Here is a 23,572-nt window from a genome sequence, read left to right on the forward strand (position 1 = left end):
GCTCAGTTCCAGCAACGGGCGGTTGGTGCGCAACCGCCCGTTCGCACATTCTGACAGATTTCCTGGACACAAGGGCGCAGGGAAGACCGGGTGCTTGCTGCACCCGAGGTCTCGTGTGCAATTGCGCATAGCAAAAAGCGCACACGAGCATACAGGTACAGCGGAAACACTCCGGCCTTCCCTGCGCAATGGCTTTACGGCTTATAACGTGCTCTCCCCGGCGAACGGCTCTTTTGCCACCGTCGCTGCGCGGAAAACTCCACGCAACTTCATGCCAGCACCGCGACATCAGGACCACACGACTTCGCCGTACGCGTACCGCGCGCAACGTCCAGCGCGCCATCTGCGTCCATCGCATCTCACCGCGCGTTCGTGACGATCGCGAAGCGCCCCTCATCTTGCGGTGAGACGAGCCGAGTTATGCGACTGATTTGGGCGAGAACGGAAGCGGAATATTTTGGTTTCGGGGACTTGACATGATTTCTGAAAATCAGAACTGATTTGCCCGTCGCGCCAGTTTGTCCCAGCAGCCAGATGAAATTGCGCTTGCGCGCGGGGCAAATCAGTTCGCTGAAGCCGCTGCCGGTGCGGCCCGGTCCTTCGGTGCAAAGCCCTTCAGCATCGACGAGATCATATCTCGTGCGATCGGTGACATTTAGTCTCCGGCTGCAGGAACCATTGCCCTACCAACCAATTGGCTTCATGACACAGCTACTTTTGGAAAGAGAACAACATGAAAAATCTCGCGATCTATCTGGCGGCCGGAGCAAGTGCGCTTCTCGTGACCGCTGCTTCCGCTGCTCCGCTTGCCGCCGATCTATCAATCGTACCGGAAAGCAATATTCAAAACGTCCGCATGGTGTGCAACGAGGCGGGCCAATGCCGGCGCGAGCGAGGTCAGCGTCGCGTCATCATCCGTGAGCACAGCGATTCATACGGATATGCTCCGCGCCGCGAGCGCTATATCGAGCGTCGTGGCTACGGGGAAGGTGGCGGAGTCGGCATCCGCGCCCCCGGCGTCAGCGTCGGAATCGGCACCGATCGCTACTGAGAAAGCCGACAACAGTCTGAATATGAGCAAAGCCGCGGATTTATCCGCGGCTTTTTTCGGGTGCAAACTCGAATAGCTCGGAGCGAATGGTCAGCCCATCGAGCCGGTGCTCCGACATGCGACGCGCAGCTCGGGCCGGTTTTCACACGTGAGGGGCGTTTGCTCCCCGCAGCCGTTCCGCCAACCAAAAAGCCCCGATCGTAACGAACGCGAGAACGAAGAATGCTCCGCAGGCAAGGAAGGTCGGCACTGAACTGATATCCATGGCATCCTCCAGGAGGTTGAGCGCTTGCAGTTTTTTGTTCGCGACTAACGGAGCGCCCGCCCGGTCTGCCACGTCGTCTTCGACTAATCAGATCAATCGTTCACTTCAAAAATCTGCAGCGACCAGATCGTAAGATCCCCGGCTTCCACGGACGTAAACCTTCGCAGCCGCCGCGCATATCACATCGCGGTTGCAATCGAACGCTTTCAGGAAACCGGCCTCGTCGAGGTGAGCATCTGGTTGAATGCGCCTCAACGCGCCCTCTTCTATGAAGAATGTCGTTTCCAGCGCGCTATCGTGTCCCCAAAAACGCACGGCTCGCCGCGTTTGATCATATGAACGACTATGATTTGGAAACTCAATCATGGATGGGCACCGCCAGATTCTCCGCAAACGAATCACGGACCCAGCCGGCTCTCGCGCGACCAGGGTCGAAATCACTCGATAGCCACGGGTTGACCTCACCGATGAACCGCACACCAAACCGGCGCGCAATGGGTCAAGGTTGTTGACAAGAGTCGCCGTGGTTAAGCTTCGCACTGCCAGGCGATGCTGAAGTAATATGACGGCGCTTGCATTGAAGTGGCTACTCAATGCCGCATTACAAGCCTCGTCAGGGCCTACGCGCTAAACAAACTGCAATTCTTCTCGCTAATCCGTAGATAGTCACTATATGTAAGATATCACCGCGCGCCTCGGGCTGTTATCGGTGACTGAGAGCGTTGCGCTCCCGCCCTCAACCCAAAGGGCGATCATATGCCAAAACTCCCCGCATTCAATTTTCGTGAGTGGCTGGTACCCCCGGTATTGATGCCGATCTTTCTTGTGATGCTGGTCGCCGCTGCGATGGTCATTCAATGGTGATCGAGCGTAGTGCGGCTTCACTGCAGGGCGGCCTATCTCCGATCAAACAAACCCAATCGTCGCTAGAACACGATCTGGACGCCAGGGCGGTAATCGCCCTGGACGAGGCTCGCGAGATGCCAGCGGGGCATGAGCGCACCGAGGCGATCCACAAAGCGATCGTCCTTCGAAATGCAGCGGATCTTCACAAACTTCTCTCCGGCAAGCGCGGCGCGCCCGGCATATGACTGTGCGGCTTATCCCCGCAGGGTTGTCCCGGATCGAACGCCTGTCCCGATCGACAGCCGTTGCCCGCGAGCGCCTTCATGATGGTACTTGACCATTCATGCATTCCCGCTGTCGTTCTCATTGTCGAGGACGAGATGGTGCTCCGCATGCGCGTGGTCGACATGGTGGAAGACGCCGGATACACGCCACTCGAGGCGCTGAACGCCGCCGAAGCCGTCGCCATCCTGGAATCCCGATCCGACGTCGTGCTGATGTGCACCGATATCCAGATGCCAGGCCAAATGGATGGCGTCGGACTTGCGCATGCCGTGCATGATCGTTGGCCGACCATCAGGATCATCGTGGTATCGGGGCAATTGGACCTGCCGCACCTCGATCTTCCTCCCCGTAGCAGGTTTCTCGGCAAGCCGCTCAATGCCGGGGAAGTAATAGCCGAAATGCGCGACATGATCGGCTACGCCTGAGACGCCAGCAATTTGACGCCGAATACGGCCCAGATCACGTGATTGCACACAAACCGAGTCACTGAAGATCAGCGCGGTACCCAGCTCATGATGATACGATCAACGATATCTGAAGGTGATCTCCGGACGGAACCGCGTCCCGCAGCCCAACATCAAGACGAACTGGCAGCAGAAAATGTCAGCCTGCGGCTTCTGCTCGCGCAGGCTGAGATCAATGCGCAGAATTTGCTTGCCACGGCCGGCATCGACGCCAGAGAGCGCGAGGCGGCCGACAAGCTGCAGAAGCTAATCCTCGAGGAGTTGCACCACCGCATCAAGAATACGCTCGCAACCGTCGGCGCCATCGTTTCGCAGAGCCTGCGCGACCTGCCCGAAGCCAGGCACGCGCAGCACGCCATTGAGGGCCGGCTGCTGGCGCTCGGGCGTGCGCACGACCTGCTTTTGCAGGCAAGATGGACCAGCGCGAACCTTGGCACGATCGTCCGCAGCGCTACCGAAGCCTTCGATAATCCCCACGAGCCGAAGTTCACGAGTTCGGGGCCCGATATCCGGATGACGTCTGGTGCCCTCATCGCCGTCGCGATGACACTGAACGAGCTTTGCACCAACACCACGAAATTTGGCGCCTTGTCGGTCCCGCAAGGGCGAGTCGACATTAACTGGACGCTGGATGAACAGGCGCAGCGCCTCCACCTCACATGGACCGAGAAGAACGGTGCGGCAGTGCACCCGCCCAAACAGCGTAGCTTTGGGACACGGCTGATCGAGACGCTCGGCAGGCAGCTCCGCGGCGAGGTGCGACTGACCTATGCGCCGACCGGTTTCGTCTACGCACTCGACGTGCCGATGGCTTCTCTGACTTCAGCGGCCGCATAAGCTCGGATTCGGGTATTGCGGAAGCCAAATCGTATTTGGGAAGAACGGCCCCAGCACGGGTGCGCACTGAGGCCGTCATTCATCGGATGCCAGGGGCATAGCATCCGGTCGCCCCCAATCAATCGATCTCGGCGACAACAGTTCCAAACCGTATTCGTGTCAGGAACGGTTGCCAGCGATGAAGCCCGTCACGCGGCGCCACACCCACGCGCGCTAATGGGATCGTGTCCGTGACATATGATGTGGTGATTTGTCACCGGTGCTCGTTATTCGACCCTCCGATCCCCATATAAAGCCTATCCTCGTCAACCATCGAGCTTGGTCAGAATGCGCGGAGACTCCAACGAAAGGACCCGGCATGTTCAGATCTCAGCAGCATCGTGAAAAGGCAGCCGCATACGGCGAATTGATCAAGCGTTCGAGCGATCAGCGCGAAAACGACGAACTTCACAAACTAAGGGATCGCCACTCAGCGCTCGCGGATAACGAGCAGGGACTCGCCGATGACTACGACAGCGCCGTAAACGCAACCGGACAGAATCGCGCTCGCGGCCTGGCCCTTGCGGCCGAAGAGGAGCACATCTTGCGATGTCTCGGCGCAGCCATCATCATGCAATGGAACGCGCTGCCAAAGTCCATGCAACGGGAGATCTTTGACACCGCCGCATCGGTCGGCGAGGTATTGGAGACGGCGGCGCTTCGCGGGCAGATCGCCCGTTTTCTGCACAAGCATAAGGATTGTGCCGATCGCAAGAAGGCTTCGACGGAGGATGCGCATGGCGACGCGAAATCGCGCGCCGCGGCGCTGTCGCGATGGGACGATGAGGGAGGCGCAGTCCCCGACGGACTGCCGAGGTGACCCCATTTCGGCAACGGAAGGATAGCCATGTCACTTACAAAAAAGCAGAGAACATGTGTTGGCCCGATGAGCACTCAGACGAGTCAGCACCTCACGATTTGTGCGGCGCTTCCTCTAATGCCCAAATCAGGAGAGCATTGCGACACTTCAACAATCCGAAAACAAACAAATAGAAATGACGCCGTGCGCGCTGCGAAAGCAGAGATAAGTCGGCGCCGATCACTCAAGAAACAGCGCGAAGAGCAAACGGCTCATCTCTATTTTCGAGAATCGAGTTCACGATAAAGGGTTCGCAAATATGATAGGCCTTCCACGGTCAGACGGTGCTCGTCTCGTTCTCCTTCGATATACCTTTTCATAAGATGCTTGGACAGCTGCTCCCGCACACCTTGCAGCTCGGCGCGATCGGCGAGGGCCCCATAAATATTCAGCGCGCGGTCAACTGGCAGTATGTTCATCGGATTCCTCTAGGATATTTGGGCATTCAAGTAACGGGATGCTCAATCGTTCCCAAAATAGACGCTTAACGCCGCAACTTCTGTTGTCCTGATGTGACCTTAACGCGGCATGGATCGCCTTCGCCCAAGGCATCCTTCAATAGTGGTCAATATTGACCAGCCCCGCATTGGTGTTTGGGGTAAGGCAGGCTCCGCCCGAATGGGCAATCGGCGACAGAGAGATCGATAATGCTCCCGCCCAATACGAGGGAAGCATGATGTCATCCATCCAACCAAATCCATTGTACAGCCGCGCGGAAATCGGAATTCTTCCGTGTTCCAAGTGTGGCAAGCCTATGCGGTTGGCTTGCATCGAGCCTGCTCGACCCGGTCATGAAGTCCGCACCTTCGAGTGCCCGGAATGCAAGACGACGGGGAGTTTTGCGGTCGCGATCTAGCCGCGACTAGTCCAGTTTTGCCACCTGTTGGGTCCGGATCTGGCCTCGCTTTGCTGACCGCTCCATTGGTTATCCGCACCGAATGCTCTTCGGCCGCTTGATCTCACATGCCATTTCCATGAAGCGCGAGATTGCTCAGGGCGGGGCTCCCTGTTCCATGCTGCTGCGAAAAGCCCCGGCGTGCGGCACTTTTACTTCAAACGCCGCCGGCGTGAATGGTAAGGTAGACATCCCACTGCGGGACGAAACGGGACATGCCAAACAATACCAACCAAGCAATATTTGATCCCAAGGAATTTCTCGCCAAGGTCGGCGAAGGGAAGACCATCCTTGAATTTCGCAAGGACGAGATCGTCTTTGCGCAGGGCGACGCGGCAGACACGGTCTTCTACATTCAAAAAGGCCGGGTCAAGGTTGTCGTCATATCCGAGCAGGGCAAGGAAGCCGTGGTCGGCATTTTGGAGCCGGGCCAGTTCTTTGGCGAAGGCTGCATGAACGGCCATTCGCTGCGTATCGCCACGGCGACGGCGATGGAGGAGTGCCTGGTCACCGCGATAACGAAGACGGCCATGCTTGCGGCACTACACGATCAACCAAAGTTTTCCGAGTTGTTCATGACTTATCTGCTGACCCGCAATAGCCGGATCGAAGAGGATCTGATCGACCAGCTCTTCAACTCCAGTGAGAAACGGCTGGCGCGCCTGCTGCTCCTGCTGGCGAATTTCGGCAAGGAGGGCAGCCCTCAGCCAATCAGTCCGAGTATTAGCCAGGAAACATTGGCCGAAATGATTGGAACGACGCGATCCCGCGTCAGCTTCTTCATGAACAAATTCCGCAAGCTTGGCTTCATCAGCTACAACGGGAAAATCGAGGTCAACAGTTCATTGCTGAACGCGGTCTTGTACGACAAGCCCGAGATCAAGCGCGAGCCCTGAGCTGATATCTGGTCGCGTCATTGATCGCCACTTTTGTTGCGGAACCAGACCTCGCCCGGCGCGAGCGGCGTGGTATCTATCGACGCCACCAGCTCCTTTGCCACCCCCATCCGCCGCCTCGAACGAGGCGCACGATGAACAGGAGCAGTACGGCACCGATTGTGGCGTTGACGATTGCGCTGATCAATCCGGTCCCGACATGGATCCCGAGTTGTGGCAGCAACCAGCTTCCAATAAAGGCACCCAGGATTCCGACGATAAGGTCGCCGATGAGTCCGAAGCCGGTCCCTTGCACGATCTGGCCGGCGAGCCAGCCGGCAACGAGGCCAACAAACAATATGACCAACAGGCTTTCGCTCGACATGTGCATTTGGTGACCTCGCGGTTTGCCCGAGAGGAAGCATCACTAACTGGCTTGCTGCTGTCTGTATCAAATTGACCAGTCGGCTGCGCCACGGCGCCTAAATTTTTGGGAATGAGCAAAATTGAACAGTGGAGTCAGTCCGACTCGCGCCATGCTGGTTCGATCACCGCATGTCAACGGCGTCCACCGGAAATCGCAAGGGAATGCATCATGCCAGAACTACATACGCGCCCCGAGCCTTGCCTGCTTCCGATCCGCCGGCCCGGATGTCCGAAATGCGAAAGCCGCATGATGCTGGCGGCGATTATGCCTGGCCTGGAAGGCTTTGAGCTGCGCACCTTTGAATGCAGGAAATGCGACCACAGCTTCACCGACGCGGTCGCCAAGGACCCGATGAGATCTCAGCCCGCTGCATTGCCGGCGGGTTGAAGCCGCCGACCTAGACGCCGTCCACTGGGGGCGCTTTGCAGTGCCCACTCATCTCGCGGCGTGCGCTCCGGTTCATTAACTTTTCGAAAGTGAGCAGAATTGACCAGCGGCGGGAGAGCAGAAGGTCGATGGTGTTCAGAAGGTCGATGGTGTTCATCGCGACGTGCCAGAGAACCTTGCCGAAACGGCTGTGGCCGAGGAGTTATAATTCGAAGCCATTTGGCTTCGTACCTGCACGATCATCCTAAACGGCACACCCGGCAAAGCCGATCCAGTTACGGGCCAACCGCTTGCGGATCTCGGCAGATGTCCAAGTCCTCGAATTAAACTCAGACTGTATGCACTAGTGCTCTTATATTCGATGGACAGGATACCCATCTTCATATCATCGCCGCCCCTTACGTGGTATCTATCGGCGACTGAGAGACCAGTTGCGCTCCCGCCTTACGCGAAAGAGGGCGCAGAGCGATGCAGAACCGACGACACCGGTCCACACAGTACCGACACCGTTTCGCAAAGACGCAGCCTCTTGAAGAGCGGCTAATTGAACACGCAACGCGGCTGCGTGATGAAGCCAAATCGCTTCCGCCTGGTGTCGTGCGCGAGGCTATTCTAAGGCGGGCTGGGCAGGCGGAAGCTGGCGCGCACATGAGCCAGTGGCTACGCTCGCCTGATTCAAAGAGTAACGCGTAATCTGCAAAGCATTAAGAACCATGCCGGCCCACAAGACGGCTTCGAGTGAGGATGCGCATGGCGACGCCAAATCGCGCGCCGCGGCTCTGTCGCGATGGCACGACGAGGGAGGCGCAGACCCCGACGGACTGCCGCGGTGAACCAACGCCTGCAACAGGAGGATTCCCGATGTCACGTAAAAATATGTCACTGACAAAATTCGCCATCGATGACGGCCCGCACAACATGGACGGGCTGCGGCTTCTCGCGCGGGACGGAGCTGAGCGGATCGAAGCTTTCATAGGCCGGAAGGTGATGGACGTCTGGGTCGAATCCATCGAGCACCGGGGAAGCCGGCAGAGTCTGTTCCGCGATCAGTACAACGCGTTGGGCAAGCGCAATCTTACGGCTATCGAGCGGATCGTGACCGCGAAATACCAGCGCGGCGCCGCTCACAACCGTCAGCATCCCTATGTCGAGGTGCTGTTCTCGGATATCACTGAAAGCGGCGAGGAACTGGATCTCGGCGGCCTTATACGCCTGCCCTTGCCGCCGGAATTTGTCAGGCTGGGTTGAGCCCAGTCGAACGTACGACACTCCGACGATGTCTGGAAGTATCCGCCGGATTTTCCGCGATGCCGCGCCTCAGCACGGCCGACGCCCTCTCACCGTCCGGACCGACCAAACATCACAACCAGCAAAAGGACCGCAGATGAAAAAGCCCATTCTCTCGATTGAAGAACCGGAGCCGAAAAAAGCAGCGCGAGCCGACCGGCCTCCTACCGAAGGTTTCGTGACGGTTGTCGACGGCCATTTCAAGTCAGAATTCAATACAGCGGAGGCTGCCGAAGCAGCGGGCAGAAAACTGAAGACGGCTTATCCGATGCTCCAGATTGAAATCTACGATGCCGCCACCCAAGTCCGCACGTTGTTGAGTTAGCCTCTGGCCGCGTGCGGCGATCCGTTCACGCCTGCAGTCGAGCCACCCTATTCCACGCCCGCCTCATGCGGAGTGAACTGGTAGACCGAGGAGCAGAACTCGCAGGTCACCACCACCTTGTCGTTCTTGACCATCTCGGCGCGGTCCTTGGGCGCGAAGCTTTTCAGCATCGCGGAGACCGCATCGCGCGAGCACGAGCATTGCGCGCGCAGGGGCAGCGGCGTGAACACGCGCACGCCGCGCTCGTGAAACAGGCGATATAGCAGCCGCTCGCCCGACAGATCGGGATCGATCAGTTCGACATCCTCGACGGTGCCGATCAGCGACTGGCCCTCGACCCAGGCATCGTCCTCGGCAACGGTGTGCGTCACCGTACCGTCAGGCGCATCACCCGGATGCAGATCGGCCCGCCGCGCCCGCTCGGGCGACTTCGGCAGGAATTGCAGCAGCATGCCGCCGGCGCGCCAGCGATGCTTGCCGCCGCCGCGCCATTCCTCGCCGACCGCGAGCCGCACGCGGGTCGGGATCTGTTCGGAGCGCAGGAAATATTCATGCGCCGCGTCTTCCAGGCTGCCGCCGTCGAGCGCGACGAGACCCTGATAGCGGCTCATGTCCGCGCCCTGGTCGATGGTCATGGCGAGATGGCCCTTGCCGAGCAGCGCGCCCGAACTCTGGCCGTCCTTCAGCCGCCGCGTGTCATAGCGCGCATAGGCGCGCAGCCGATCCGGCGACTGGAAATCCACGATCAGGAACGACACCGGGCCGTCGGTCTGCGTCTGCAGGATGAAGCGGCCTTCGAATTTCAACGCCGTGCCGAGCAGCGTCGCCAGCACGATCGCCTCGCCGAGCAGTTTGCCGACCGGCGCCGGATAATCGTGCTTGGTCAGGATGTCGTCGAGCGCCGGGCCGAGCCGGGTCAGCCGTCCGCGCAGATCGAGCGAGGCGACCTCGAACGGCAGCACCGCGTCATCGACGGGAACGGACGAGGGCGCGCGAACGGGCGCCTCGGGTGTGATTTTGATGTCGGGGGAATCTGAAACCATGGCGCTCTATCTGGGGTCGGCAAGAGAAAAGTGAAGGGGGTGAAGAGCGGCGAAACTTTCTCCACGCGTCGTCCCTGCGAAAGCAGGGACCCATAACCACAGGCGTTTATCGTCACGAACGATGTCTGCCATACCGCGCAAAGAACGCGAGATCACGCGGTATGGGTCCCTGCTCCCGTGCGCAATCGCGCACTAGGCAGGGACGACATCAAGGCCTACGCCACTTCGTTGAAACACCAGGCCAGAATGCCCTTTTGCGCGTGCAGGCGATTTTCGGCCTCGTCGAACACCACCGATTGCGGGCCGTCGATCACCTCATCGGTGACCTCCTCGCCGCGATGGGCGGGCAGGCAGTGCATGAAGATCGCGTCCTTGCTGGCCAGCGACATCAGCTTCTCATTGACCTGATAGGGCTTCAGCACGTTGTGGCGGTGCTCGCCCTCCTTGTCGCCCATCGAGACCCAGGTGTCGGTGACGACGCAATCGGCGCCGCGCACGGCGGCTTCCGGATCGGTACCAAGCACGATCGGCGCGCCGGTCGCCTTGATCCAGTCGCGCATCACCTTTTTCGGCGCAAGCTCCGGCGGGGTCGCGACATTGAGCTGGAACTTGAAACGCTCGGCCGCGTGCGCCCAGGACGCCAGCACGTTGTTGTCGTCGCCGGTCCAGGCCACGGTCTTGCCCTCGATCGGCCCGCGATGCTCTTCGAAGGTCATCAGGTCGGCCATCACCTGGCAGGGGTGCGAGCGCCGCGTCAGGCCGTTGATCACGGGCACGGTGGCGTGCGCGGCAAGCTCGAGCAGCGCATCGTGGTTGAGGATGCGGATCATGATCGCATCGACATAGCGCGACAGCACGCGCGCGGTGTCGGCGATGGTCTCGCCGCGGCCGAGCTGCATCTCCGCGCCCGTCAGCATGATCGACTCGCCGCCGAGCTGGCGCATGCCGACGTCGAACGAGACGCGCGTGCGGGTCGAGGGACGTTCGAAGATCATCGCCAGCGTCTTGCCTTCGAGCGGCTTCTTGCCCTTTTCATGAGCCTTGAGCTTCGCCTTCATGTCGGCGCCCAGCGCCAGCATGTTGCGCAGCTCCTTTGGCGGCAACTCGTTGATGTCGAGGAAATGGCGGACGGACTTGCTCATCATCCCGCCGCCTTCTTCAACTGCGTAGCCGACAGCGCGCCGCAGGCGCGCTCCAGCATCTGGATGGACTGATCGATCTCGGCCTCGGTCACGATCAAGGGCGCGAGGAAACGCACCACATTGTCGCCGGCGCCGACGGTGAGCAATTTCTGGTCACGCAACGCATTGACAAGATCGCCCGAGGGCACCACGGCCTTGACGCCGACCAAGAGTCCCTCGCCGCGCACTTCCGAGAGCACGGCGGGATAGCGGTCGACCACCGAGGCGAGTTTCTGTTTCAACAGCAGCGACATCTTCTGCACGTGTTCGAAGAAGCCGGGCTTCAGCATCACGTCGAGCACGGCGTTGGCGGCTGCGATCGCCAGCGGATTGCCGCCGAAGGTCGAGCCGTGCGAGCCGGGCGTCATGCCGCTCGCGGCCTCCGCCGTCGCCAGCACCGCACCGATCGGAAAACCGCCGCCGAGCGCTTTCGCCAGCGACATCACATCCGGCGTGACGCCGACGCGCTTGTAGGCAAAGAGATCGCCGGTGCGGCCCATGCCGGTCTGCACCTCGTCGAACGCGAGCAACAGGCCCTTCTCGTCGCAGAGCTGGCGCAACGCCTTGAAGAAGGATTGCGGCGCGGAGCGCACACCGCCTTCGCCCTGCACCGGCTCGATCAGGATGCCCGCGGTATTGGGACCGATCGCCTTCTTCACGGCTTCCAAATCGCCATGCGGCACCTGGTCAAAACCGTCCATCGGCGGGCCAAAGCCTTCGAGATATTTGGCGGAGCCGGTGGCCGCGAGCGTGCCCAGCGTGCGGCCGTGGAAGGCGCCCTCGAAGGTGACGAGGCGATAGCGCTCGGGATGGCCCTTGGAGAATTGATAGCGGCGCACGAGCTTGATCACGCCCTCCATTGCTTCCGCGCCCGAATTGCAGAAAAACACCAGGTCGGCAAAGCTCTGCTCGCACAGCCGCGCGGCCAGCTTCTCGCCATCGGGCGACTTGAACAGGTTCGACATGTGCCAGAGTTTCGTCGCCTGTTCCTGCAGCGCCTTGATCAGATGCGGATGGCAGTGACCCAGCGCATTCACCGCGACGCCCGAGGTGAAATCGAGATAGCGCTCGCCATTGGTTGCGGTCAGCCAGCAGCCCTCGCCGCTTTCGAAGCCGAGATCGACCCTGGCGAAGACGGGAAGCAGATGCGACGTGGCGCTATTGGTCATGGCAATCACAAAAGGTTTGCACTGAAGGTTGACCGGCCGGGGACACGCAGGCAGTGGCGCGAACGCGGCAGCAGCCGGTCTGGCGAAAACGAAACGTGCCGCCTCTTAAGGGCGGCACGTGAGAGGTATTCTATGTCGGCCGGGAGCGCTGTCAACACGCCACGGAACGGCCTTTCCTGCAGTGCAAGATGCCAAAATCCGTAGGATTGCGGTGTGGTGGAAAACACGCAGTGAAACGCCTAGATGTCAGAAGATGTGGACGTTGGGGCGCGGACTCTTGCGCCCGAGTCACGCCATATTGTAGCGTTTGGGCTGTCGGGTACGACATCTCGTGCGGCAGTTCTGATCCCTAAGAGTCCATTTGTGCAGGCGTAAACGTTCGGGCGCGGTTAACGCGCCCGGCGAGGGCTAAGGGATTCTGACCGCAGGGATTTTTGAGACGAATGACATCGCCCGCGCTGCCCTCGATTGGCCGGCGCGATGCGAAGGGAAGATTACGATGACGGTTTTGACCTGGTCCGACGATCGCGTCGAGCAGCTGAAGAAGCTCTGGGAAGCCGGATTGTCCGCGAGCCAGATTGCCGCGGAACTCGGAAATGTGACGCGAAACGCCGTAATCGGCAAAGTGCACCGGCTGGGCCTGTCCGGCCGAGCCAAGAGTCCCTCCTCGGCCGCTCCGCGGCAGCGCAAGGCACGCCCCGCCGCCCAGCAGATGATGCGGGTGTCGCGCCCGGTCTCGCGCGGCAACACCGCGCTGGCGCACGCTTTCGAGGTGGAGATCGAGGCCGATCCGGTCGCCTTCGACAATGTAGTGCCGATGAGCCAGCGGCTGTCGCTGCTCGAACTGAACGAGGCGACCTGCCACTGGCCGGTCGGCGATCCTTCGAGCCCGGAATTCTTCTTCTGCGGCGGCAAGGCGCTCAGCGGCCTGCCCTACTGCGCGCATCACTCGCGCGTGGCGTATCAACCGGCCGCCGATCGGCGGCGGCAGCAGCCGAAGCAGACGAGGTAAGGCGCGCTCATTTGCGCGAGACGTAAGCGCTCCGCGCAAGGTGCGCTCCCTCGCCCCGCTTTTGCGGGGCCACGACGAGCGAAGCTCGCGCTGAGAGGGTTGGGGTGAGGGGCTCTCTCCGCGATTGCGGTCTATCGATAGACCTGTACCCCCGCATCCGGATCGCCGATGCGGCAACCACTGTCATTGCCAGCGACAAACGCCGAAGCGTTTGCGCAAGGGAGCGAAAGCGACGAAGCAATCCATACTTGCCGCGTGGCACTATGGATTGCTTCGCTTCGCTCGCAATGACGATGAGAGAGCTGCCGCTTTCGCGGGGACGACGGTGGAGTTTGCGCGGATGATAGCGAAGCCTTACGGCTCCACCTTGGCAAACCGGTCATCCAGCGCATAACCGGCGCCGCGCACGGTACGGATCGGGTCCTGCTCGCGGCCGGGGTTGAGCAGCTTGCGCAGGCGGCCGATGTGGACGTCGACGGTGCGTTCGTCGATATAGATGTCGCGGCCCCAGACGCTGTCGAGCAATTGCTCGCGGCTGAAGACGCGGCCGGGATGTTCGAGGAAAAATTCCAGCAGGCGATATTCGGTCGGGCCGAGGTCGATCTGGCGGCCGGAGCGCGCGACGCGGCGTTTCTCGCGGTCGAGTTCGATGTCGCCATAGGTCAGGACGGTAGCGAGCCGCTCCGGGCTTGCCCGACGCAACAGGCCTTTCACCCGCGCCAGGAGTTCCGGCACCGAGAACGGCTTGACGATGTAGTCGTCGGCACCGGTCGCAAGCCCCCGCACCCGCTCGCTCTCCTCGCCGCGCGCGGTCAGCATGATGATCGGCAACTGCTTGGTTTCGGGCCGGGCGCGCAGGCGGCGGCAGAGCTCGATGCCGGACAAGCCCGGAAGCATCCAGTCGAGCACGACGAGGTCGGGCACGCGCTCCTTCAGCCGCGTATCGGCGTCGTCGCCGCGGCCTACGGTCTCCACTTCGTAGCCTTCAGCGTCGAGGTTGTAGCGCAACAGCGTGGTCAGCGCTTCCTCGTCCTCGACCACCATAATGCGTGCGCTCATCCTTTTCTTGCCTCTTCTGTCTGACGCGTTTTCTTCACGCGAACCGGCCTCCACTTCGCTCGAAAACGCTACGTCAACTATTCGGCACGGTCGTAGCAAACGTCGTCATGTCGCCCTTCGGGCGCTTGTCGAGCATCTGCTGTCCCTCGATCATGTAGAACACGGTTTCGGCGATGTTGGTCGCGTGGTCGCCGATCCGCTCAATATTCTTGGCGCAGAACATCAAATGAATGCAGAACGAGATGTTGCGCGGGTCTTCCATCATGTAGGTGAGAAGTTCGCGGAACAGCGAGGTGCAGATGGCGTCGACTTCCTCGTCGCCTTTCCAGACCGCCATTGCCGCCGGCAGGTCGTGCGCGGCATAGGCGTCCAGCACCGACTTGACCTGCGTTTGCACCAGATCGGTCATGTGTTCGAGGCCGCGCATCAGCTTCAGCGGCTGGAAATCGTTCTCCAGGGCCGCGACCCGCTTGCCCATGTTCTTGGCGAGATCGCCGATCCGCTCCAGATCGGTGGCGACGCGCATGGCGCCGACGATTTCGCGCAAGTCGATCGCCATCGGCTGGCGGCGGGCGATGGTCAATACCGCTCGCTCCTCGATCAAATGCTGCAGGCGGTCGATCTCGACATCGGTTGCGACGACGCGCTTGCCGAGTGCGACGTCGCGGCGGACCAGCGCGTCGACGGATTCGGTGATCATGCGTTCGGCCAGGCCGCCCATCTCCGCGACTAGGCGGGTGAGTTCCTGAAGGTCGCTGTCGAACGCCTTGGCGGTGTGCTCGGAAGCCATGTCTTGTCTCCTCAGCCGAACCGGCCGGTGATGTAATCCTGGGTGCGTCGGTCGCTCGGCGAAGTGAAGATCTTGTTGGTGTCGTCGAATTCGATCAGCTCGCCGAGATACATGAAGGCGGTCTTGTCGGAGACGCGCGCCGCCTGCTGCATATTATGGGTGACGATGGCGATGGTGTAGTCCTCCGCCAGTTCCTGAATCAGTTCCTCGATCTTGGCGGTCGAGATCGGGTCGAGCGCCGAACAGGGTTCGTCAAACAGGATTACCTCGGGCCTGACAGCGACCGTGCGGGCGATGCAGAGCCGCTGCTGCTGGCCGCCGGACAGCGAGAGGCCGGAGGCGTTCAGCTTGTCCTTGACCTCGTTCCACAGCGCGCCGCCGCGCAGCGCCTTCTCCACCCGGCCGTCCATTTCCGACTTCGAGATCTTCTCATAGAGACGGATGCCGAAGGCGATGTTTTCGTAGATCGTCATCGGGAACGGCGTCGGCTTCTGGAACACCATGCCGACGCGGGCCCGCAGCAAATTGAGGTCGAGCTTGGGGTCAAGGATGTTGGTCTGGTCGAGCATAAGCTGACCGGTCGCCTTCTGGCCGGGATAAAGGTCGTACATCCGGTTGAAGATCCGCAGCAGCGTGGACTTGCCGCAGCCGGACGGGCCGATGAAGGCGGTGACGCGGTGGGTGCCGAGCGTCAGGTTGATGTTCTTCAGCGCGTGGTGTTCGCCATAGTAGAAGTTCAGGCCGCGCGCGGTCACCTTCGGCGCGGCCTCGGGCAGCGCTACCTGCGGAACGGGCCCGCTCGCGGAACTCACGGATACGGAGAGATCGGTCATTTGGATGTCCTCTCGGCGCCAAGAATGCGCGCGCCAATATTCAGGGCAAGTACGGTGAGCGTGATCAGCAGGGCCCCGGCCCAGGCGAGCTGCTTCCAGTAGGCATAGGGGCTCTGGACGAAGTTGTTGATGGTGACCGGCAGGTTCGCCATCGTCTTGGTCATATCCAGGCTGAAGAACTGGTTGGACAGCGCGGTGAACAGCAGCGGCGCGGTTTCGCCGGCGACGCGGGCGGTGGCCAGCAGGACGCCGGTGATCAGGCCGGCGCGCGCGGCGCGGTAGGCGATCCGCCGGATCACCAGCGAGCGCGGCATGCCGAGCGCGGACGCCGCCTCGCGCAAAGGATTGGGCACCAGCCCGAGCATGTCCTCGGTGGTGCGGACCACCACCGGGATCACGATCACGGCGAGCGCCAGACAGCCGGCGAAGGCTGAGAAGCCGCCCATCGGCGCGACGATGGCGCCGTAGATGAACAGGCCGATGATGATCGAGGGCGCGCTTAACAGGATGTCGTTGATGAAGCGGATCACCGAGGTGAGCTTGTCGTGCTTGCCGTATTCGGCGAGATACGTACCTGCGAACAGGCCGAGCGGCGCGCCGATGCCGACCCCGATCACGGTCATCATGATCGAGCCGATGATGGCGTTGCGCAGGCCGCCATCGGTCGAACCCGGCGGCGGCGTATCCTGGGTGAAGACGGCGAGATTGAGCCCGGTGACGCCGTTGTAGAACAGCGTGAACAGGATCAGCGCCAGCCAGGTCACGCCGAACAAGGCGGCGCCCAGACACAGGAACTTGACGATGATGTTGTTGCGGCGGCGGGATACGTAAATCGGATTCATGATCTCAGTTCCCCGCCTTCTTTTCCAGCCGCATCAGCATCAGCCTTGCGGCAGCAAGAACGAAGAACGTCAGCACGAACAGCAGCAAGCCAAGCAGGATCAGGCCGGATTGATGTAGCCCGTCGCTCTCGGCGAATTCGGAAGCGATGGCGGCGGATATCGTGGTGCCCGGCGCGAAGATCGAGGACTGGATCTTGAACGAATTGCCGATGATGAAGGTCACCGCCATGGTTTCGCCGAGCGCGCGGCCGAGCGCCAGCATGATGCCACCGATCACTCCGACTCGGGTGTAGGGGATCACCACGTTGCGAACGACTTCCCAGTTGGTACACCCCACCCCGTAGGCGGCCTCTTTGAGCACCGGCGGGACCGTCTTGAAGACGTCGACCGAGATCGCGGTGATGAAGGGCAATACCATGATCGCCAGAATCAATGACGCGTTGAACAAGCTGAGATAGGACGGCGGACCAGCGAAGATCGTCCCCAGTACGGGAACGCCGTCGAACACGCTGATCATGAACGGCTGGAAGGTGTTGGCCAGGAACGGGCCCAGCACGAAGAAACCCCACATGCCGTAGATGATGGAGGGAATGCCGGCCAGCAGTTCGATGGCAAGTCCGATCGGACGGCGCAGCCAGATCGGACAGATCTCGGTGAGGAAAATCGCGATGCCGAGGCCGACGGGAATGGCGATCATCATCGCGATCACGGAGGTGATCAGCGTGCCATAGATCGGGCCGAGCGCGCCCAGCACCGGCGGATCGGCCGACGGCGCCCAGCGCTGCGTCCACAGGAAGGCCGCGCCATATTCGCGGATCGCGGGCCAGGCGCCAACAATGAGCGAAATGATGATGCCGCCGAGGATGAGCAGAACCGAGATCGCGCAGGCACGCGTGATCCAGTAGAAGGTGACGTCGCCGAGCTTGAACGCGCTGAGAGCCTTTGCGCGATCATAGGGCCCAGCAGCATCCATTACGTCGCTATCAACCGTCATTTCTGCCACGCCAATCCCCTGTACTTATAGCCCAATGACCCGGACTTCGGTGCACGGCTTTTTCGGCTCGCGCTTTGTTCTTGCCTCTCCTGTCCCGAGAGGGGTGCTCAACCCGGGGCATCCCGGGTTGAGCGATCGTGTAGCGAAGTGCTGGACCGATCAGCTCTTGATCTCGGACGACCAGGTCTTTTCGATCTGCTTGACCACCGAGTCCGGCATCGGGATGTAGTCGAGCTCTTCGGCCATCTTGTCGCCCTTCTCAAACGCCCATTTGAAGAACTTGATGGCCTCCTGGGACGCCGCCTTGTCGGTCGCATCCTTGTGCATCAGGATGAAGGTCGCGCCGGTGATCGGCCACGACGCATCGCCGGGCTGGTCGGTCAGGATGACGAAGTAGTTCTTGGCGCCGGCCCAATCGGCATTGGCGGCCGCGGCCTGGAATGCGCCAATCGTCGGCTGCACGGTCTTGCCGGCCTTGTTGATGACAGCACCGTAGGTCAGCTTGTTCTGCTTGGCATAGGCGTACTCGACATAGCCAATCGAGTTCTTGGTCTGACTGACATTGCCGGCGACGCCTTCGTTACCCTTGGCGCCAACGCCCGTCGGCCACTCAACCGCGGTACCGGCACCGGCCTTCGCCTTCCACTCGGCATTGGTCTTCGAGAGATAGTCGGTCCAGATGAACGTGGTGCCGGAGCCGTCCGAACGGCGCACCACCGTGATCGCGTCGGAGGGCAGCTTGACCTTAGGATTGAGCTTAGCGATCGCGGGATCGTCCCACTTCTTGATCTTGCCGAGATAGATGTCGCCGAGCAGCTCGCCGGAGAACACCAACTCACCCGGCTTGATGCCCTCGAGGTTCACGACCGGCACCAGCGCGCCCATCGCCTGCGGCCACTGAATCATGCCGTCCTTTTCAAGCTGCTCCGGCTTCAGCGGCATATCGCTGGCGCCGAAGGTCACGGTCTTGGCCTGGATCTGCTTAATGCCGGCGCCAGAGCCGATCGACTGATAGTTCAGACCGTTGCCGGTCTCCTTCTTGTAGGCATCAGCCCACTTCGAATAGAGCGGGAAGGGGAAGGTCGCGCCCGCGCCGGTGATATCGGCAGCGAAGGCCGACGTCGAAGCGGCGACCAGGCCGGCAGCGACGATAGCTTTCATGAAATTCATGGTTGGTCTCCATCTGGTGAGCGAAGCGCCAATGCGCCCGATCGCGCTCACGCACCGTCCATCTAGGGGCGGTCGATAGAGCTTTTACGAAGGTTCGATGACAGTTGGATGACAATCCTAAGCGATTGAAATCGCTTAGATTCAATGCGCTACAGGGGTTTTCGCCTGGGGAAAACAGGCGGTAAAGGTGGCCCCGTTCTTGGGCACGCTTTCGATCAAAAGCCGGCCGCGATGGCGGTTAAGAATATGTTTCACCAGGGATAAACCGAGCCCGGTTCCACCCTGGGCGCGGCTGTCGCCGACATCGACCCGGTAGAACCGTTCAGTGAGCCGCGGCAGATGTTCCGGGGCGATGCCGGGGCCGAAATCGCGGACCATGACGCGGAGTTCCGGCGCACCCTCAGCAGATGTCGCCTGCCTCAGCGAGACGACCACCCGCTCGCCGGACGCGCCATATTTGAGCGCGTTTTCGATCAGGTTTTCGAACAGCCGCAGCAGTTCCTCGCGGTCGCCCGCAATCGTCGCCGATGCGGGCAGATCGATTTCGATCGCAACCTGGCGCTCGCGCGCCAGCGGCTCCAGCCCGTCGGCCACCTGGCGGATGATCGGCACGATATCGACGGAGGCGTCGGGCCGGACATGGGCCGACAATTCGACCCGCGACAGCGACAGGAGATCGTCGATCAGCCGCGCCATCCGCGTCGCCTGCGTATGCATGATCGACAGAAAGCGCTCGCGCGCCTTGGCGTCGTCCTTGGCGGGACCCTGCAGCGTATCGATGAAACCCGACAACGCCGCGAGCGGCGTCCGCAGTTCATGGCTGGCATTGGCGACGAAGTCGGCGCGCATCTCCTCGACCCGCCGCAGCGGCGTCTGGTCGTGGAAGGTCAGCAGCATGCATTTCTCGGTGCCGCCGAACAGGGTGGGGACCGGCACCGGCGTGATGATCAGTTCCATCCAACGGTCGACCGGCACCTGGTCCAGATAGGTCGCCCGGCGCGGCTCGGTGGTCGCGATCGCCTCGCGCAGCGCGGTGATGATTTCCGGCGAGCGCAGCGCGAACTGCGCCAGTTCGTTCTTGCGCAGCGCGGGCGCAAGCTGGGCAGCAGCCGCATTGAGATGAATGACGCGCCCGGCGCGGTCGAGCAGCACGGCCGGATCCGGCATGCCGGCAACGACCGCGCTGACGGCAGCGGACTCGACCGGGCTGACGGCCCGGACATCGTCTCGCGAGGCCGCCACATGATGCAGCCGCCACGGCACCAGCGCTGCGGCGGCGATACAGATGAAAACGGCCACGGCGCGGGCCAGCGAGAGATCGGCCAATACCACGAGCGCGCAAAGCGCGAGGCCGGCGGCCAGCAGGATGATGGCCGAGTGCCGCAACCGGTCCGGCCACGGTGCGAAGAAGGAGGAAGAGTGGGAATCGTCGATCGCCATGGCGCAGGCTTTTCCTCTAATCGCGAAGCCCCCGCCGCGTCATCAGGTGCCCGTGTCTCCACGCTCGCGCACATAGACGGGGGCTTCATGCCTCGGCTCGGGATCGGCGGCAGACGCCAGTTGGCGCAGGCGCTTCGATCGCGCGCCGATGATAATCTCCCGAAGCGTCAGCAAGATTACAGATATGACAAAGGGCCCGATATAATAGAGGACGCGGAACAGCAGCATGCCGGCCAGCAGTTCCTCCCGGTCCATCTGCCAGAGGCCGACCAGCATGGCGGCATCGAACACGCCGAGCCCGCCCGGGGAATGACTGGCAAAGCCCAGCAGGGTCGCGGAGACGAAGATCACGGCGACGACGACGAAGCCGATCTGGGGCTCGTCCGGCACCAGCATGTACATCGCCAGCGCGCAGAAGCCGAGATCGACGATGCCAATGGCGATCTGCAGCAGCGTCAGTGGGCCGCCCGGCAGCGTGACCGTCCACGGCCCGCGGCCGACGCTGCGGGGCTGGGCCCAGACCCAGGCGACATATCCGACCAGTCCGATGATGATGGCGAACGCCGCGATGCGGTTGAGCCAGGCGGGCAGTTGATCGATCGAGGCGGCGGCTTCCGGGTGGTAGGCGATGCCCAGTCCCAGGACCGCGGCATTGCCGAGCCAGAAGGTGAGCCCGGCGAGAAAGCAGATCTTGGCGACGTCGATCGCGTTCAGCCCCCAGGCCGAATAGATCCGGTAGCGCACCGCGCCGCCGGTGAAGACACTGGCGCCGACATTGTGTCCGATCGAATAGGAGGTGAAGGCGGCCAGCGCGTTGACGCGATAGGGCACATGGTGCTGGCCGATCGCGCGGACCGCGAACCAATCATAGAAGGTGAGCGTAAAATAGCCCGCCGCCACGAACAGGGCCGCCAGCGCGATCTGGCTCGGTTCGGTGCCCTTGATGGCGTCGATCACCTCGTTGGTGTCGATGCCACGGAGCATGTGATAGAGCACGTAGCACGCAACGGCGATGACCGTGATGCTGATGACGACCCCGAGCTTATGCAGGACCTGTTTCTGGCGCAGAAACGAAGTTGCCCTGCGTATTGCTTCCAGCATCTACACCTCGAATTGCGCTTCTGCGACGACGGCAATGGCGCGAACCCCGCCGACGCTACGCTGCTCCCTCGCCCCTCTGGTAGCGCGTTTTGAGCCGGAGTGGAATTCGCCTGACGACAATAAAACGCGCCTCTTCAACATATTAGGCGAGGTCCATGACAGCACTGGCACGGTTTTACTGAAATCCCGCCGCCCTATAGGGGTTCCGGACCATAGAAGGGACTGGTCAACAACCCGTGACAATGACAGCGGTAAAGTTGACCGGCGCATGAGGCAATCAGGCCGGCGGCGCGGTGCGCGAGACCACCCAGTCGCGCAACCACGATCCGACCGCACAACCGCAGAGATAAAGGCCGAACATGATCAGGCCGAGATCGAGCCAGTAGCCGAAACGGCCCGGCACGACACGCGCGACCGCGGCTGCGACCAGTGCCGCGACCAGCGCCGAGAGCCACCACTGCCATTTCCGCGGGACACCGTCGCCGTGCTGGACCACGGATATCCAGCCCATGGCGAAGCCGAGCAGCACCGATCCCAACAGCCAGCCCCAGTAAAATGTGGTCAAATAGCCCATGCTCACTTCACCACGAAATCGATGCGACGATTTTGCGCCTTGCCCTGGTCGGTATCGTTACCGGCAATCGGCTGCGTCGAACCATAGCCGACCGCGCTGAACCGGCTGGCCGGCAATCCCGCCCTGACCAGATAGTCGGCAACCGCCTGCGCCCGCTTCTCGGACAGCGCCTGGTTGGCCCCCTCGTCGCCGTCGGCATCGGTATGGCCTGATATCTCGATATTGGCGGTCGGGCAGCGCAGCGCGGTTTCGATCAGGCGGTCGAGCAGGCCGGCGGAATCAGCGACAATCTCGGCCTTGCCGGGTTCGAAGCGGATCCGGGCCTTGCCGAGCAGATCAGTGAATAGCTGCTGGCACACCGTCGCATCGACCGGCGCGGCGGGCGGCTTTACCGAGATTTCCGGCTTGAACTGCCAGCCCTGCGGAAAGTCCTTGCCGAGGCCGGCGCGGATCTGGCTGGCGGCCGTCTCATACAGCGCATCGCCCGACAGCTTCACCTCGCGGTCGGAGACGACGAGCGTGCCGGTCGACAGCCGCGACAGCGCGCCGAGCGCCGGCACCACCGCGCTGGCAAAGCCCGACGGCGCGCCGATGCTCGCCTTCAGATTGTCGACGACTTTTTCGCTGAAGAACTTGCGTCCCGCCGCCGCCACCAGCGCGGCGTGGACATTGCTGTCGGGCACATTGCCGGTCAGCGTCAGCGTCACCGCGACCGGATCCTTGTAGGCCTGGAAGACATAAGGCGGCGCCTTGACCTCATTGGCTGCGACCGAAAAACCTTCGGGCAGATTTTTCAGCGCGGCGGCGATGGCTTCCCGGCCGCCGAGCTCGCGCGCCATGCCGGACAGGCTGACCTGGTTATCCGACAGCGTGATCTTGCCTTCCTTCAGCTTGCCGATCTGATCGAGCAGCAACAGCGCCGCATTGTCGAAACGCGGCGGCGCGCCGCGCGACAGATCCATCCGGTCGACCACTTCGACGCCGCCGAGATTGGCGCGCGCCGCCTCCATCAACCTGCTCTTGCTTGCCGGCAGCGGCGAACTTCCCGACAGGGTCACCCGAACGACATCGCGTTCGGCCGACCAGAGGAACGGCTTGGCCTCGGGAACGAGCCGGGTTTCATCGTTAACCAGCCGCACCCCCAGCACCGTCTCCACCGACGCCACAGCGCTCTGCCGGCCGTCTTCCGAAAACGCATCTGCGGCCAGGGTCACGTCGCGGCCGGCGACCGAAATTCGCGTTTTATTGAGGACGGTGTCCTTGAGCGCGGCGGCCGAACGCTGCGCCAGATCGGCTTCCAGCGGTTCTGTGCTCGTCCAGGCCGCGATCGCCCAAAAGATGACCAGAGGAATAACGCCCGGCCACCATTTGCTACTCCACTTGAAAAGTCCGCGCATTCGAGTTCCTGCCGGGTCCGGAAGGCAGAGAAAACAAACCCTTGCGAGGCTGTCAAACCCGAAATGTCGCAGGCGCGAAAGGGGTGCGGAATCGGTCCGGCTAACTGTTTGTTCAGCGGTCTGTC

Annotated in this window: 28 protein-coding genes; 10 read left to right on the forward strand and 18 right to left on the reverse strand. The window is 61.7% G+C overall.

Going from position 1 to position 23,572, the window contains the following annotated elements:
- Window positions 1-733 precede the first annotated feature (733 nt).
- The gene (locus AC0QUY_RS15000; RefSeq protein ID WP_475387401.1) at window positions 734-1,051 is read left to right on the forward strand and encodes a hypothetical protein; all 318 of its coding nucleotides are present in this window, start codon (window positions 734-736) and stop codon (window positions 1,049-1,051) included.
- A gap of 370 nt (window positions 1,052-1,421) precedes the next feature.
- Here the strand turns inward: AC0QUY_RS15000 and AC0QUY_RS15005 are convergent, their stop codons facing one another.
- Window positions 1,422-1,682: a DUF1488 family protein gene (locus tag AC0QUY_RS15005; RefSeq protein WP_161850546.1), complete on the reverse strand. Its 261-nt coding sequence runs from the start codon at window positions 1,680-1,682 to the stop codon at window positions 1,422-1,424.
- Window positions 1,683-2,173: 491 nt separating this feature from the next.
- On the opposite strand from AC0QUY_RS15005, the gene AC0QUY_RS15010 reads away from it, so the two are divergent.
- The 4 genes from AC0QUY_RS15010 (at window position 2,174) to AC0QUY_RS15025 (ending at window position 4,607) form a co-directional block, all read left to right on the forward strand.
- Complete coding sequence (locus tag AC0QUY_RS15010) at window positions 2,174-2,407, forward strand: hypothetical protein (RefSeq protein ID WP_475387402.1); 234 nt, start codon at window positions 2,174-2,176, stop codon at window positions 2,405-2,407.
- Window positions 2,408-2,485: 78 nt separating this feature from the next.
- Window positions 2,486-2,872 carry a response regulator gene (locus tag AC0QUY_RS15015; RefSeq protein ID WP_371419375.1) on the forward strand — a complete coding sequence of 129 codons (387 nt, stop codon included), beginning with the start codon at window positions 2,486-2,488 and terminating at the stop codon, window positions 2,870-2,872.
- An 87-nt stretch (window positions 2,873-2,959) separates the two neighbouring features.
- Window positions 2,960-3,748 carry a sensor histidine kinase gene (locus AC0QUY_RS15020; RefSeq protein WP_475387403.1) on the forward strand — a complete coding sequence of 263 codons (789 nt, stop codon included), beginning with the start codon at window positions 2,960-2,962 and terminating at the stop codon, window positions 3,746-3,748.
- 259 nt (window positions 3,749-4,007) lie between these two features.
- On the forward strand, window positions 4,008-4,607 hold the full coding sequence (locus tag AC0QUY_RS15025; RefSeq protein WP_475387535.1) for a hypothetical protein: 600 nt from the start codon (window positions 4,008-4,010) through the stop codon (window positions 4,605-4,607).
- 257 nt (window positions 4,608-4,864) lie between these two features.
- Here the strand turns inward: AC0QUY_RS15025 and AC0QUY_RS15030 are convergent, their stop codons facing one another.
- Together AC0QUY_RS15030 and AC0QUY_RS15035 are read right to left on the reverse strand one after the other, a co-directional pair.
- Window positions 4,865-5,065 carry a hypothetical protein gene (locus AC0QUY_RS15030; protein WP_161850548.1) on the reverse strand — a complete coding sequence of 67 codons (201 nt, stop codon included), beginning with the start codon at window positions 5,063-5,065 and terminating at the stop codon, window positions 4,865-4,867.
- Window positions 5,066-5,201: 136 nt separating this feature from the next.
- Entirely contained in the window at window positions 5,202-5,333 is a 132-nt protein-coding gene (locus tag AC0QUY_RS15035) for a hypothetical protein (protein ID WP_475387404.1), read from the reverse strand.
- Between the two features lie 423 nt (window positions 5,334-5,756).
- On the opposite strand from AC0QUY_RS15035, the gene AC0QUY_RS15040 reads away from it, so the two are divergent.
- Window positions 5,757-6,437: a Crp/Fnr family transcriptional regulator gene (locus tag AC0QUY_RS15040; protein ID WP_475387405.1), complete on the forward strand. Its 681-nt coding sequence runs from the start codon at window positions 5,757-5,759 to the stop codon at window positions 6,435-6,437.
- A 76-nt stretch (window positions 6,438-6,513) separates the two neighbouring features.
- Here AC0QUY_RS15040 and AC0QUY_RS15045 read toward each other — a convergent pair whose 3' ends face one another.
- Complete coding sequence (locus AC0QUY_RS15045) at window positions 6,514-6,807, reverse strand: GlsB/YeaQ/YmgE family stress response membrane protein (RefSeq protein ID WP_475387406.1); 294 nt, start codon at window positions 6,805-6,807, stop codon at window positions 6,514-6,516.
- 282 nt (window positions 6,808-7,089) lie between these two features.
- Between AC0QUY_RS15045 and AC0QUY_RS15050 the strand changes: the two genes are divergently transcribed.
- Window positions 7,090-7,230: a hypothetical protein gene (locus AC0QUY_RS15050; RefSeq protein ID WP_246738468.1), complete on the forward strand. Its 141-nt coding sequence runs from the start codon at window positions 7,090-7,092 to the stop codon at window positions 7,228-7,230.
- A 10-nt stretch (window positions 7,231-7,240) separates the two neighbouring features.
- Here AC0QUY_RS15050 and AC0QUY_RS15055 read toward each other — a convergent pair whose 3' ends face one another.
- Entirely contained in the window at window positions 7,241-7,387 is a 147-nt protein-coding gene (locus AC0QUY_RS15055) for a hypothetical protein (RefSeq protein WP_475387407.1), read from the reverse strand.
- 719 nt (window positions 7,388-8,106) lie between these two features.
- On the opposite strand from AC0QUY_RS15055, the gene AC0QUY_RS15060 reads away from it, so the two are divergent.
- Window positions 8,107-8,478 carry a signal transduction histidine kinase gene (locus AC0QUY_RS15060; protein ID WP_161856270.1) on the forward strand — a complete coding sequence of 124 codons (372 nt, stop codon included), beginning with the start codon at window positions 8,107-8,109 and terminating at the stop codon, window positions 8,476-8,478.
- Window positions 8,479-8,614: 136 nt separating this feature from the next.
- Window positions 8,615-8,842 carry a hypothetical protein gene (locus AC0QUY_RS15065; RefSeq protein ID WP_161850552.1) on the forward strand — a complete coding sequence of 76 codons (228 nt, stop codon included), beginning with the start codon at window positions 8,615-8,617 and terminating at the stop codon, window positions 8,840-8,842.
- Between the two features lie 47 nt (window positions 8,843-8,889).
- Here AC0QUY_RS15065 and AC0QUY_RS15070 read toward each other — a convergent pair whose 3' ends face one another.
- From AC0QUY_RS15070 to AC0QUY_RS15080, 3 genes are all read right to left on the reverse strand, one after another.
- Entirely contained in the window at window positions 8,890-9,885 is a 996-nt protein-coding gene (locus AC0QUY_RS15070; protein WP_475387408.1) for an Hsp33 family molecular chaperone, read from the reverse strand.
- Window positions 9,886-10,100: 215 nt separating this feature from the next.
- On the reverse strand, window positions 10,101-11,027 hold the full coding sequence (gene argF / locus AC0QUY_RS15075; protein WP_161850554.1) for an ornithine carbamoyltransferase: 927 nt from the start codon (window positions 11,025-11,027) through the stop codon (window positions 10,101-10,103).
- Entirely contained in the window at window positions 11,027-12,235 is a 1,209-nt protein-coding gene (locus AC0QUY_RS15080; RefSeq protein WP_475387409.1) for an acetylornithine transaminase, read from the reverse strand. The genes argF and AC0QUY_RS15080 overlap by 1 nt, the downstream gene beginning before the upstream one ends.
- A 499-nt stretch (window positions 12,236-12,734) precedes the next feature.
- Between AC0QUY_RS15080 and AC0QUY_RS15085 the strand changes: the two genes are divergently transcribed.
- Window positions 12,735-13,247: a GcrA family cell cycle regulator gene (locus AC0QUY_RS15085; protein ID WP_161850556.1), complete on the forward strand. Its 513-nt coding sequence runs from the start codon at window positions 12,735-12,737 to the stop codon at window positions 13,245-13,247.
- Window positions 13,248-13,601: 354 nt separating this feature from the next.
- Here the strand turns inward: AC0QUY_RS15085 and phoB are convergent, their stop codons facing one another.
- From phoB to AC0QUY_RS15135, 10 genes are all read right to left on the reverse strand, one after another.
- The gene (phoB, locus tag AC0QUY_RS15090; protein WP_028351834.1) at window positions 13,602-14,306 is read right to left on the reverse strand and encodes a phosphate regulon transcriptional regulator PhoB; all 705 of its coding nucleotides are present in this window, start codon (window positions 14,304-14,306) and stop codon (window positions 13,602-13,604) included.
- Between the two features lie 73 nt (window positions 14,307-14,379).
- On the reverse strand, window positions 14,380-15,096 hold the full coding sequence (gene phoU, locus AC0QUY_RS15095; protein WP_161850557.1) for a phosphate signaling complex protein PhoU: 717 nt from the start codon (window positions 15,094-15,096) through the stop codon (window positions 14,380-14,382).
- 11 nt (window positions 15,097-15,107) lie between these two features.
- Window positions 15,108-15,929, reverse strand: coding sequence for a phosphate ABC transporter ATP-binding protein PstB (pstB, locus tag AC0QUY_RS15100; RefSeq protein ID WP_161850558.1), 822 nt, complete (start codon window positions 15,927-15,929; stop codon window positions 15,108-15,110).
- Entirely contained in the window at window positions 15,926-16,771 is an 846-nt protein-coding gene (gene pstA, locus AC0QUY_RS15105; RefSeq protein WP_475387410.1) for a phosphate ABC transporter permease PstA, read from the reverse strand. Before pstA ends, pstB begins: the two co-directional genes overlap by 4 nt.
- A gap of 4 nt (window positions 16,772-16,775) precedes the next feature.
- Window positions 16,776-17,765, reverse strand: a complete 990-nt coding sequence (pstC, locus tag AC0QUY_RS15110; protein ID WP_475387411.1) for a phosphate ABC transporter permease subunit PstC — start codon at window positions 17,763-17,765, stop codon at window positions 16,776-16,778.
- A 159-nt stretch (window positions 17,766-17,924) separates the two neighbouring features.
- The gene (gene pstS, locus AC0QUY_RS15115; RefSeq protein WP_161850561.1) at window positions 17,925-18,935 is read right to left on the reverse strand and encodes a phosphate ABC transporter substrate-binding protein PstS; all 1,011 of its coding nucleotides are present in this window, start codon (window positions 18,933-18,935) and stop codon (window positions 17,925-17,927) included.
- A gap of 141 nt (window positions 18,936-19,076) precedes the next feature.
- Window positions 19,077-20,375, reverse strand: a complete 1,299-nt coding sequence (locus tag AC0QUY_RS15120) for an ATP-binding protein (RefSeq protein ID WP_475387412.1) — start codon at window positions 20,373-20,375, stop codon at window positions 19,077-19,079.
- Window positions 20,376-20,417: 42 nt separating this feature from the next.
- Entirely contained in the window at window positions 20,418-21,476 is a 1,059-nt protein-coding gene (locus AC0QUY_RS15125) for a lysylphosphatidylglycerol synthase domain-containing protein (RefSeq protein WP_475387413.1), read from the reverse strand.
- A 277-nt stretch (window positions 21,477-21,753) separates the two neighbouring features.
- The gene (locus AC0QUY_RS15130) at window positions 21,754-22,050 is read right to left on the reverse strand and encodes a hypothetical protein (protein WP_161850564.1); all 297 of its coding nucleotides are present in this window, start codon (window positions 22,048-22,050) and stop codon (window positions 21,754-21,756) included.
- A gap of 2 nt (window positions 22,051-22,052) precedes the next feature.
- Window positions 22,053-23,447, reverse strand: a complete 1,395-nt coding sequence (locus AC0QUY_RS15135; RefSeq protein WP_475387414.1) for an OmpA family protein — start codon at window positions 23,445-23,447, stop codon at window positions 22,053-22,055.
- Window positions 23,448-23,572: the final 125 nt, after the last annotated feature.

Source organism: Bradyrhizobium sp. WYCCWR15520 (genome assembly GCF_056174665.1).